Source organism: Acinetobacter johnsonii (assembly GCF_048551975.1).
Lineage (GTDB): Bacteria > Pseudomonadota > Gammaproteobacteria > Pseudomonadales > Moraxellaceae > Acinetobacter > Acinetobacter johnsonii_A.
The window spans coordinates 262739-273362 of record NZ_JBIMCF010000003.1 but is presented as its reverse complement, the minus strand read 5'-3'; the positions used below and the strand labels follow the sequence as shown (position 1 = coordinate 273362).

Genomic DNA, 10624 nt, shown 5'->3' with positions numbered 1-10624 from the left:
GCATCTCGATTCATATCCAGTCCATGATGTTGATGCGCATCATAGACCAGACATTTTTATTGGTGAGAATACAGACACTTTAAATGGTTTCTAACAAATATATTTCGTATAAGAGATTTTATGTTAAATAAAAAGACGCCTATGTAAAGGCGTCTTTGAATATTTCTAGATTATTGAAAAGCTTGTCTTAGAACTTCACCTTTCTCTGTAGAAGTTTGGCTAGTTGTAGAGTTTTCATCATTTATATCTAAAATATCTTTTCTTTTTTCAGGGCCATAATATGAAATAAACTTATTTATAGATTTATCCCACGCTAAATAACTGTCGTTATATTCAGAAGTAAAACGATAGCCATCTTTTATTTTTTTAAGCTCCAATCCTTCACGACCTAACCAATAGTTAAGAACATGATCATATTTACCTGCTTCATTTTGAAAGTAGATATCTATAAAGCCATCACTGTTTCCAGTGAAAATTGAGTAAGCACCTTCACAGGTAACGTCTGAAGATCGGATAATATAGTCTTTTAAGCCATCATTATTAAAATCTATATTTACTAAAAACCCTTTATTGAAAGTGATTTTAGGATTTTTAACTTGCATTTCTTCATCTTCAGATATGCCTTGGCAGGTATCTATATACTCACTTTGAACTACTTCTTTAATCTCTATAGGCAGCTTATTGAAAGGAATACTATTATTTTTTACAGGGATTTCTGCTAAAGAATTTGTACAAAAAACAGCTATGGCTGCAAAACCTATTAACTTTTTCATTAATAAACCTATTTATTTGGATTTTATAGAGATTAATAGGTGTATCTAAAACCTTGTGCCATCATACAATCTTGTATCATTTCAGCTTTTTCATTTTGATTTACTTTAGCTAAACCTATGTCATAGCGACATTTTGCTAAAGCACTATTAGCATCATGTGGAGTAATTCCAGCTTTTCTCCACATAGGTTGTGATGTACTACATGCAGAAATTAAAAGTGTTGAAACAGCTAATGCCCCGATAATTGTTTTTTTCATAAAAAACTCTATAAAATTTAATCAAATAATTTTTCTATTCTATCAAATTTTATGAATTTTGTAATAAAAAATGGGAGCTTAATCTCCCATTTTTACTGATGATTTTTTAATTCTTTTAGCATGGCATCCCGCAAGATTTCATTCATGCGTGTCTGATAACCTTTACCTTGTGCTTTGAACCATGCAAGTACGTCAGCATCTAAACGAATAGATGTTTGTTGCTTCACTGGACGATAGAATTGATTGTGGCGTACAGTATTACTCCAGTCGGTAATTTCAGGAATATCTGATAGATCTAGCTGATCGTCAGGAATTGTTCCCTTAGCAAGCAAGCGTTCAATTTCAGCATCTTGCTTGTCGCTGAATTTTTCATTCAGTTCTTTGCGTGAGTATCTAACCATGCTCATATTTATCTCGCTCTGCTTTAGTTACCTGTCTTGCACTAATGATTCGTATGATTTCACAGTCATCTTCATCAAAGATGGTATGAGCTACTAAGAGCATTAGTACGCCTTTCACTTTTCCAATGGTCTGCCAACGTTCTTCACCATCGGTATGTCTGTCTTGGATTGAGATCCGTAATGGATCTTCAAAAATAAGGCTTGCAGTTTCGAAAGAGACATCATGTTTTTTCTGATTCTTTCGATTCTTTGCCTCATCCCATTCGAAATACTGTTCCATAAAAAACATTCAAATTTGTATATACAATAATGTATCACAAAATTGTATCACTCAAGTTGAAAAGCGTAATTTTTAGTCAAATTTATTGGCAAGAACTATCAAAACTGCTCATAAAAAAGCCGACTTGTTTCCAAGTCGGCTTTTCGGGTTTGCGTCCCCGATTTTTTATAACATAACTTTTTGAAATATAAAACTATTTTTATATGCGTTTCGTATAACGCCCATTATGTTAAATGAGGCGGATTTATTTAATCCGCTTACCATTTTCATCGATGATTATTTCACCATCTTCTTTGGTAAAAGCTCCTAATTGAGGCGCAGACAAAATATCTAAAACGAGTTCAGATGGTCTACATAGTTTTACCCCCAGTTCAGTCACAACAAATGGACGGTTAATTAAAATTGGATACTCCAGCATAAACTGAATAAGCTGCTCATCTGTCCAGTGTTGCTGATCCAACTTGAGCGTTTCAAAAGGTTCCACGTTTTTGCGAATAGCTTCACGTACAGAAAGACCTGATTTCTCAATTAAATTAATGAGTTCACTTTTACTTGGAGGGTTGAGAAGATACTCAATAACTTCAGGTTCTTCTCCGGTATTTCGAATTAGCGCCAGTGTATTTCTTGATGTTCCGCACGCTGGATTATGATAGATCTTAACTTTTGATGACATTGGACTTACTCAGGACTTCATAATATTGCATTTATATATTGATATGCGTATATTCGCAATAGCATATATTGGAGTATAGATTATGGATCAAGCAGATTTCTTTAAATGCCTATCTGACCCGACACGTCTAGATATTTTAAAAATTATTTTAGAAAGACAAAATGTATGTGTTTGTGAAATCACAGAAATATTACAACTGAGCCAACCTAAAATTTCTCGTCATTTGGCTTTACTTCGTAACCTTTCAATTTTGCTAGATGAGCGCAAGGGACAATGGGTGTATTACCGATTAAATCCTGATTTACCAGAATGGGTAAATGCAGTGTTCAGTGTTTTGAATGCTGAAGTATTAAATAAATCTACGAGCAACTTATCTATCTCTATGCAATGCGAGTAATTCAATGTCCGCATCAAAGCTCTCATTCTTAGATCGAAACCTAACGCTATGGATTTTCATTGCCATGGCATTAGGCGTAGGTATTGGCGTGTTTTTCCCTCAAACATCTGTTGTATTAGATCAATTAAGCATTAATTCAGTGAATATCCCTATCGCAATAGGGCTTATTTTGATGATGTATCCACCACTTGCCAAAGTTGACTATGCAACCTTGCCTAAAGTCTTTGAGGATAAGCGTACCCTTACATTATCTCTTATTCAGAACTGGGTCATTGCACCTTGCTTAATGTTTGGCTTGGCCATTATTTTTCTGCATGCCTATCCTGAATATATGACTGGCCTAATTCTCATAGGCTTAGCTCGATGTATTGCGATGGTCCTCGTCTGGAATGGTTTGGCATGTGGGGATAATCAATATGTTGCTGCCTTGGTTGCGTTTAACAGTATCTTCCAGATCTTGTTCTTTAGTACTTATGCTTGGTTGTTCTTGACCTTCTTACCGCCATTCTTTGGGATAGAAGCACAAATCATTGATGTAAGCTTTTGGACCATTACCCATGCTGTTCTGGTTTATCTAGGTATTCCATTCTTACTTGGTTTTTTAACCCGGCTCATTTTAGTCAAACAGAAAGGTTTGGATTGGTATCAAACTAAGTTTATTCCAAAGATTAGCCCAATCAGCCTTATTGCGCTTTTATTCACGATTGTAGCAATGTTCAGTCTTAAAGGTGGTGAAGTGATTAGCCTTCCTCTAGACGTGCTTAGAATCGCTATTCCTTTGACGATCTATTTTGTTGCAATGTTCTTCATCAGCTTCTTTATGAGTAAGTGGATGGGTAACGATTACCCTAAAACGACTGCTATTTCCTTTACAGCGGCAGGCAACAATTTTGAGTTAGCACTGGCTGTAGCGATTGCCACTTTTGGATTAGCTTCTCCTGTCGCCTTCACCACCGTGATTGGCCCATTGGTTGAAGTACCTGTATTGATTGCCTTAGTGACAGTTTCGCTATGGCTTAGAAAAAAAGTGTTTAAAGAGGTATGAATCTAATGAACTTACCAAATATTGATCTTAGTCTTTTAGAAAAACCGACTTTAGAAAAAATTCAGGCAAAGAACCTTGAACATCCTCCAAGAATACTGCTTCTGTATGGCTCAAATCGTGAGAGATCATATAGCCGTTTAGCTGTTCAGGAAGCTGGTCGAATCCTTGAATATTTTGGTGCGGAGGTGAAAATCTTCCATCCAAAAGGACTACCTCTCCCTGAAGATGGTGATATGCAACATTCAAAGGTTAAAGAACTACATGAACTCTTAGCGTGGTCAGAGGGCATGGTTTGGTGCTCTCCCGAGCGTCATGGCTCAATGAGTTCGATATTGAAAGCTCAAATTGATTGGATTCCATTAGCAGCAGGAGCAATACGTGCCACGCAAGGTAAAACCTTAGCTGTAATGCAAGTGTGTGGAGGTTCGCAATCCTTTAATGCTGTAAATCAATTACGTATTTTAGGGCGTTGGATGCGTATGATCACAATACCAAACCAGTCATCAGTTCCTAAAGCATTTCTTGAGTTTGAGGAAGATGGTCGTATGAAACCTTCTTCTTATTACCGTAGGATTGTAGATGTAATGGAAGAGCTTTATAAATTTACACTTTTAACCAGGGGGCAATCAGCATATCTAACTGATCGTTACTCTGAACGTGTAGAAAGTGCAGAAGAGCTTTCAAAACGTGTGAATCAGAAGAGTATTTAGATTTCCTAAAATTAACATAATACACCTTATAGGAAACTAAAAATGGGAGCTTTAAGCTCCCATTTTTGCTGAGTTTTTCAATTTTTAGGTAGTAGCCTAGGCTTCAATAAATTACGCACCTAAACGCATTAACTTTTCTTGAATCGCATCACTGACAAAGGAATTTAGAGAATTACTTGATGCTAAAACCGCCTTACGGTGCAATTCAGGGCTAATACGGACATTAAAAGTGCCTTTGAATGGTTGATCAGGAGATTTTCCTAGTTCAGCACATGATTCTAAATAGCCGTCTACAGATTCCTGAAAAGCTTTCTCAAGGGCTTTTAAAGTTTCCGCTTCATAGGTAATAAGATCACGAATAAAAGCAAGTTTTCCAAATAACTCACCTGTTTCAAGATCAGGCTCAATTGTTCCGAGATAACCTTTGTACTTTAAATAGCTCATAAAAATCCCTCCTGCTTGAGTGCCTGTTTTACAGCTTTCAATGCCCCACCTTTGATTTCATTTTCAGGGTGTGGTCTATGCAGTAAAATCATATGTTCAGTTTTTTCATTAAAAAACCGAACACGAGAGCCTGCCATTTCAAATTTTTCATAGCCGAGCTGGCTCAGTAAAACGACTAAATCTTTATATGGAAAAGTATTTTTTGAATTTCCAAATTTTTCCAATAACTTTTCCGTTTTACCCATATTTTAGCCCTACTCAGTTACGACTAAGTATAGTCCCTTTAAATTAAAAAATGCAACTAAATTTAGTTGCATTTCATATAGCCGCCATTATGTTAAATAACCCCATTCCAGACTTTATCTAAGCTTTTTAAATTATTGTATGCTTCTTCAAAATTACTCAATTTGAATGTTAAGACAGGAGATGCAAAGGGCTTTTCCCAAATTACTGATGTAACTAGATCGTTTGTATGATTCCAGCTTCGTCCAAATCTGATCCATGTGACCTCTGTTTCTGTAGTAACTTGTTCAACCATAATTACGTTGCACACAAGGTCTAAATCATCAGGACAAATTAAAATTGGTACGACTGTCGAGACAGCACCATATTCAGAAACTTCAGGTTTTAGAAGTTTCCAGGCATTACTTAAAGACAGATTGTTTTCAAAGTCATATAACCATCCTTGTGCTGGAACAAGAGTATTTGTCTCTTCAATGATATTGGTATTGTTATCTATCCATATATTTAATGGAATCCCATCAATAGCAAGAATTGGAAACGGTTTAGGGTTCCCGCTTCCATCTTGAATACATCCACTAATAGGATGTTCCTTTAATAAAATTGCTGAAATTAAGTTCATATATTTCGTTTAAATGCTTTAAAGTTTTTCTAAAATTAACATAATACGCCTTATACGAAATGCTTGAAATATTCTTATAAGTATCAAAATTTTAGTTAAACCCGTTCTAGAGTTCAGGGCAATAGAACGGATTTATTATGATTCTTCACGCTCCATAGTCATTTTTCAGCTACGTTTCACATTTTTTATGAGTGAAAGTAAAAAATTATTTTGACTCACCCTTTGCTAACAACGCCAAATAATCATCAAAGCAATGTGGATGCTGTAATTCAAAATTCATCTGCTGCATACGTGAAGCATAAATTTGCTTACCTGATGGCACATCACTCTCCAAAACCAAAGCTGGAAATCCTAACTGCTGTTGAAACCATTGAATGATTTCATGTAAAGGCAATGGTTGGCTATTGCTGCAAATGTAAGACTTTTCAGTATGTTCCACGTGAAGCAAGTGTGCTAGAAAAGCAACCAGATCCTCAATATGAATTCGGTTCGACCAATGCAGTTTTGGATAAGATTTTGTGGTTTCTGCAAGTTTAATCATACGCGTAACTGAGGTTCCATAAATGCCTGTTGGACGCACAATCACACATTCAGATGGATAAGCCTGTTGCCACAAAGTTTCCATGTTTAATAACACCTGTCCTTGTGCATCACTCGGCTGGGGACAAGTATCATCATCAATTCGCTCGCCCTTACTTTCACCATAAACACGTGTGGAAGAAACCACGATCACTTTTTTTAAAGGATGACTTTCTAAGGCTTGTAGCATGGGTGCAATCGAGTCTACAAAAGTTCGCTGATACGATTCCACCGTAATGCCCTCAGGCGAGAGTAAGACATACACAGCATCAATCGGTGCGACTTGAGACAAATCCAGCTGATGAATATCTTGAATTAAATGCTCAGCCCAATCATCTGATTTCGGACTTCGGCTAATTGTGGTAATTTGGTGGCCTTGCTGAAATAACTGTTTAGCAACGCGCTGAGATGTTTTACCATAACCTATAAATAAAATATGCATTTAGCACCAAATCACAGACAAAGTTGAGGGGACATGGCTGCAGTCCATCAGTTGCAGGGGGTCGGAGCTGCCTCTGCTGCACTACTTGAAAAGTTGAATCTCTTCACTACAGATGATCTGCTGTTTCATCTGCCACGAGACTATGAAGATCGTAGCACGATCATCCCCATGAACCAATTGACGGTTGGGCGTAGCTACCTACTCGAAGGCACAATTCAAGGCGTGGACTTTCCGCCGGGTAAACGTAAATCGATGGCGATTGGACTGCAAGACGACTTTGGCAAAGTGACTTTGCGCTTTTACCATATTTATAAAGGCTTAACGGATCGCGCAAAGGTTGGCAACCGTCTGCGTATTTTTGGTGAAGTCCGTGTGGGCGCGCGTGGTCTGGAAATGTATCACCCCGAAATTCAACTCATTACAGAGCATACGCCCCTTCCACAAACTCAACTGACTGCGATTTACCCCAGTACAGAAGGGCTGACTCAACCGAAGTTTCGTGAATATATCAAACAGGCTTTAGCCAAGCACAGTGATGATTTACCTGAACTGCTACCCGCAAAATTTACCAATGGCTATGCACTTAAACAAGCGTTGGATTACATCCATCATCCTCCAGTCGATGCCAATATGCTGCAACTGAGCCAAGGCTCACACCCTGCCCAACAACGACTGATTTTTGAAGAGTTGGTTGCGCATCAGGTCAGTCTATTAAGCCGTCGTGCCTATATCCAACAGATTGAAGCACCACGTATTTCTGCCAGTCGTCAGTTTGCCAAACAACTGCTCAACAGTCTGCCTTTTGAAATGACCAATGCACAAAAGCGTGTCTCCAAAGAAATTGTAAAAGACTTAAAACTCAATAAACCGATGTTACGTTTGGTTCAAGGCGATGTCGGTGCAGGCAAAACCTTGGTCGCAGGCGTCGCAGCCTGCCATGTCTTAGAAGAAGGTTGGCAAGTAGCATTAATGGCACCGACTGAAATTTTGGCGGAACAACATTATCTCAACTTTAAAAAATGGTTTGAGCCTTTGGGACTCAGTGTGTCTTGGCTTTCAGGTAAACAAAAAGGCAAAGCCCGTGCCGCAGCCGAACAAGCCATAGTTGATGGCACAGCGCATCTGGTGGTGGGTACACACGCCCTGTTTCAAGACAATGTCCGCTTTGCCAAACTTGGATTAGTCATTATTGATGAGCAGCACCGCTTCGGGGTCGATCAGCGCTTAGCCCTACGCAATAAAGGTGCGCAGAATATGACCCCACATCAATTGGTCATGACCGCAACCCCTATTCCACGAACTTTAGCCATGTCCGCATATGGAGACTTGGACACGTCCGTGATTGATGAACTTCCACCCGGACGAACGCCGATTCAAACTGTAACCATTCCACTTGACCGTCGAGAAGAAGTCCTACAGCGTATTGCAAGTAACTGCCTAGAAGGCAAACAAGCTTACTGGGTCTGCACCTTAGTTGAAGAGTCTGAAACCTTAGATGCTCAAGCTGCTGAAGCGACGTATTTAGAAATTAAAGACCGCTTCCCCGAGCTCAACATTGGCCTTGTACATGGCAAAATGAAAGCAGACGAAAAACAAGCCGTGATGCAACAGTTTAAAGCCAATGAATTACAACTCTTGATTGCGACCACAGTGATTGAAGTGGGAGTCGATGTACCAAATGCCTCGATCATGGTGATTGAAAATGCAGAACGTTTAGGACTCTCTCAATTACACCAATTACGTGGCCGTGTTGGTCGAGGCGCCAAGGCTAGCTTTTGCGCCCTGCTATATAAAAGCCCACTGTCTCAAAATGGACAAGAACGCCTACGCATCATGCGTGAAACCAATGATGGTTTTTTAATTGCCGAAAAAGATCTGGAAATCCGCGGTCCCGGTGAATTGCTCGGTACCAAACAAACAGGCGATATGGGCTTCCGCGTGGCCAAACTAGAGCGTGATGATCATTTGCTCAATCAAGCCCATTTTGTCGCAGCGCAGATTTTAAGAGACTATCCTAGAAATGCTGAAGCCTTACTGAAACGCTGGCTACCTGAAGCACCACGCTATGCCTATGTTTAGTCATTTACTGCACACAGCCAAACAGTTGCTACACAAAGTACAGCCTTGCCACTTGTGTGGCATTGTACGCGCAGATCTGCACTCGGTCTGTTTGGACTGCTGGCAACAACTCCCACTGCATCCACAGACCGTTGAAAAACAAGAACTGAGTATTCATGTCGCAGGACCGTATCAATATCCTTTAGATCATCTAATTCAGCAGTTCAAATATGAACAGCAACTGCATTGGCAGCCTCTACTGTCAGGCATTCTTCAGCAAATTTGCTTACCGAAAGTGCAAGCAATTGTCCCAATGCCGATTTCAACCCAACGTTTAGCGGAACGTGGCTATAACCAATCAATGATCCTCGCCAAAGACTTAGCCAAGCAGTTAAATGTTCCCATTTGGCAGCCTGTGATACGACTGCATCAACATTCGCAAAAAGGACTCAGTCGACTGGAACGCTTAGATCAAATTCATCAACAGTTTAAAATCGATCCACAGCAACGTCAGTACGTAAAACTTTACCGACGTGTTTTGATTTTGGATGATGTCGTGACCACAGGTAGCTCGATTCAGGCACTGACTTTACAGCTTGAACAATTGGGTTGTCATAAAGTCAGCGCCGCGTGTATTGCCTATGCACTTGAATAATTAGACTACGTCAATCATCAAATGTTCACGTACCCATGGCATGACCACCTCAGTGGTCAGCGGTGCAAGTGCAGTCTGTTGATCATTCAAACTGACCCACTTCATTTCTGCAATTTCAGCCGCAATTTGTGGCGCTTGCTGAAGCTGAACATGGTAAACATAGCTGACCAATTTAAAATCAGGTTCATTAGCGGTGGCTGTTTCAAAACGACCAACAAACTGTTCAATCGTCGCATCACTTCCAATTTCCTCCCGAATCTCACGCAGCATAGTTTGCTCAGGTGCTTCATTGGGCTCAAGCTTACCACCCACTTGCATAAAACACGCGGTGTTCTGCTTACGCACCAATAAAAGCTGCTGCCGTTCATTCAGAATAATAGCCGCAGCGACCGTAATCACCTTCATGCTTTAATATCCAACAACTCAGGATCAACCATGCCCCATTTCGGTTCAGGTGCTTGGAACTGATCCATCTGCTTTAAAATTGCTGTCACCGAATCCGATACAATCAGGCTGTCGGTAAAACGCGCATGGGTAAAGCCTTTGCTGGTTGTCATTTTTAGAAACTTGATTAAATCATCATAAAAGCCATTTACATTTAAAAAGGCATTCGGCTTAAGATGAATACCGAGCTGCGCCCACGTCCATTGTTCAAAGATTTCTTCTAAAGTCCCTGCACCGCCAGGCATTGCAATAAATCCATCCGACAAGGCTGACATTTTCAGTTTACGCTCTTGCATGTCTTTGACGACATGTAACTCGGTGAGGCCTTGATGTGCCAACTCACGATCCACCAGCACGTGTGGAATCACGCCAATCACTTGGCCACCTGCCTCTAAAGCACTGTCTGCCACAATACCCATTAAGCCCGAACGACCACCGCCATAGACCAAGGTTTTGCCTTGTTCTGCAATGGTGTGTCCAACCTGACGTGCTGTTTCGGAAAAGATTTGATCTGAACCTAATGCGGAACCACAAAAGATCGCAATTGAATTTGTCATTTTTTACTCTGATATTTAATTGTCATGCAACTTCACTAAAATGAATG

Annotated in this window: 16 protein-coding genes; 5 read left to right on the top strand and 11 right to left on the bottom strand. The window is 39.8% G+C overall.

Annotation, left to right across the window (positions count from 1 at the left end; all coding sequences use genetic code 11):
- Positions 1-170 precede the first annotated feature (170 nt).
- From ACG9ZB_RS04915 to arsC, 5 genes are all read right to left on the bottom strand, one after another.
- Entirely contained in the window at positions 171-773 is a 603-nt protein-coding gene (locus tag ACG9ZB_RS04915) for a hypothetical protein (RefSeq protein WP_071852196.1), read from the bottom strand.
- Positions 774-805: 32 nt separating this feature from the next.
- Positions 806-1030 (bottom strand): hypothetical protein, encoded by a 225-nt coding sequence (locus ACG9ZB_RS04910; RefSeq protein ID WP_071852195.1) that lies wholly within the window; start codon positions 1028-1030, stop codon positions 806-808.
- A gap of 92 nt (positions 1031-1122) precedes the next feature.
- The gene (locus ACG9ZB_RS04905; RefSeq protein ID WP_419324512.1) at positions 1123-1437 is read right to left on the bottom strand and encodes a BrnA antitoxin family protein; all 315 of its coding nucleotides are present in this window, start codon (positions 1435-1437) and stop codon (positions 1123-1125) included.
- Positions 1424-1711 carry a BrnT family toxin gene (locus ACG9ZB_RS04900; protein ID WP_071852193.1) on the bottom strand — a complete coding sequence of 96 codons (288 nt, stop codon included), beginning with the start codon at positions 1709-1711 and terminating at the stop codon, positions 1424-1426. Before ACG9ZB_RS04900 ends, ACG9ZB_RS04905 begins: the two co-directional genes overlap by 14 nt.
- 244 nt (positions 1712-1955) lie before the next feature.
- On the bottom strand, positions 1956-2384 hold the full coding sequence (gene arsC, locus ACG9ZB_RS04895; RefSeq protein ID WP_004647748.1) for an arsenate reductase (glutaredoxin): 429 nt from the start codon (positions 2382-2384) through the stop codon (positions 1956-1958).
- Between the two features lie 82 nt (positions 2385-2466).
- On the opposite strand from arsC, the gene ACG9ZB_RS04890 reads away from it, so the two are divergent.
- From ACG9ZB_RS04890 to arsH, 3 genes are read left to right on the top strand one after another with little or no spacing between them, the layout of a single operon-like run.
- Positions 2467-2781, top strand: coding sequence for an ArsR/SmtB family transcription factor (locus ACG9ZB_RS04890; RefSeq protein WP_004781105.1), 315 nt, complete (start codon positions 2467-2469; stop codon positions 2779-2781).
- Between the two features lie 4 nt (positions 2782-2785).
- The gene (gene arsB / locus ACG9ZB_RS04885; protein WP_419324509.1) at positions 2786-3826 is read left to right on the top strand and encodes an ACR3 family arsenite efflux transporter; all 1041 of its coding nucleotides are present in this window, start codon (positions 2786-2788) and stop codon (positions 3824-3826) included.
- 5 nt (positions 3827-3831) lie between these two features.
- Positions 3832-4536 (top strand): arsenical resistance protein ArsH, encoded by a 705-nt coding sequence (gene arsH, locus ACG9ZB_RS04880; protein WP_419324507.1) that lies wholly within the window; start codon positions 3832-3834, stop codon positions 4534-4536.
- Positions 4537-4647: 111 nt separating this feature from the next.
- Here the strand turns inward: arsH and ACG9ZB_RS04875 are convergent, their stop codons facing one another.
- The 4 genes from ACG9ZB_RS04875 to ACG9ZB_RS04860 form a co-directional block, all read right to left on the bottom strand.
- Positions 4648-4980: a type II toxin-antitoxin system HicB family antitoxin gene (locus tag ACG9ZB_RS04875; RefSeq protein WP_151838552.1), complete on the bottom strand. Its 333-nt coding sequence runs from the start codon at positions 4978-4980 to the stop codon at positions 4648-4650.
- Complete coding sequence (locus ACG9ZB_RS04870) at positions 4977-5225, bottom strand: type II toxin-antitoxin system HicA family toxin (RefSeq protein ID WP_004812233.1); 249 nt, start codon at positions 5223-5225, stop codon at positions 4977-4979. Before ACG9ZB_RS04870 ends, ACG9ZB_RS04875 begins: the two co-directional genes overlap by 4 nt.
- 92 nt (positions 5226-5317) lie before the next feature.
- Complete coding sequence (locus ACG9ZB_RS04865; protein WP_419324505.1) at positions 5318-5842, bottom strand: hypothetical protein; 525 nt, start codon at positions 5840-5842, stop codon at positions 5318-5320.
- A gap of 205 nt (positions 5843-6047) precedes the next feature.
- A complete protein-coding gene (locus ACG9ZB_RS04860; protein WP_419324503.1) occupies positions 6048-6863 on the bottom strand; it encodes an NAD-dependent epimerase/dehydratase family protein in 816 nt (271 codons plus the stop codon).
- 33 nt (positions 6864-6896) lie between these two features.
- Between ACG9ZB_RS04860 and recG the strand changes: the two genes are divergently transcribed.
- Both recG and ACG9ZB_RS04850 read left to right on the top strand, forming a co-directional pair.
- Positions 6897-8942, top strand: coding sequence for an ATP-dependent DNA helicase RecG (recG, locus tag ACG9ZB_RS04855; protein WP_419324501.1), 2046 nt, complete (start codon positions 6897-6899; stop codon positions 8940-8942).
- Complete coding sequence (locus tag ACG9ZB_RS04850) at positions 8929-9576, top strand: ComF family protein (protein ID WP_419324499.1); 648 nt, start codon at positions 8929-8931, stop codon at positions 9574-9576. Before recG ends, ACG9ZB_RS04850 begins: the two co-directional genes overlap by 14 nt.
- Here ACG9ZB_RS04850 and ACG9ZB_RS04845 read toward each other — a convergent pair whose 3' ends face one another.
- A complete protein-coding gene (locus ACG9ZB_RS04845; protein ID WP_419324497.1) occupies positions 9577-9981 on the bottom strand; it encodes an NUDIX hydrolase in 405 nt (134 codons plus the stop codon).
- On the bottom strand, positions 9978-10577 hold the full coding sequence (locus ACG9ZB_RS04840; RefSeq protein ID WP_419324495.1) for a TIGR00730 family Rossman fold protein: 600 nt from the start codon (positions 10575-10577) through the stop codon (positions 9978-9980). Before ACG9ZB_RS04840 ends, ACG9ZB_RS04845 begins: the two co-directional genes overlap by 4 nt.
- Positions 10578-10624: the final 47 nt, after the last annotated feature.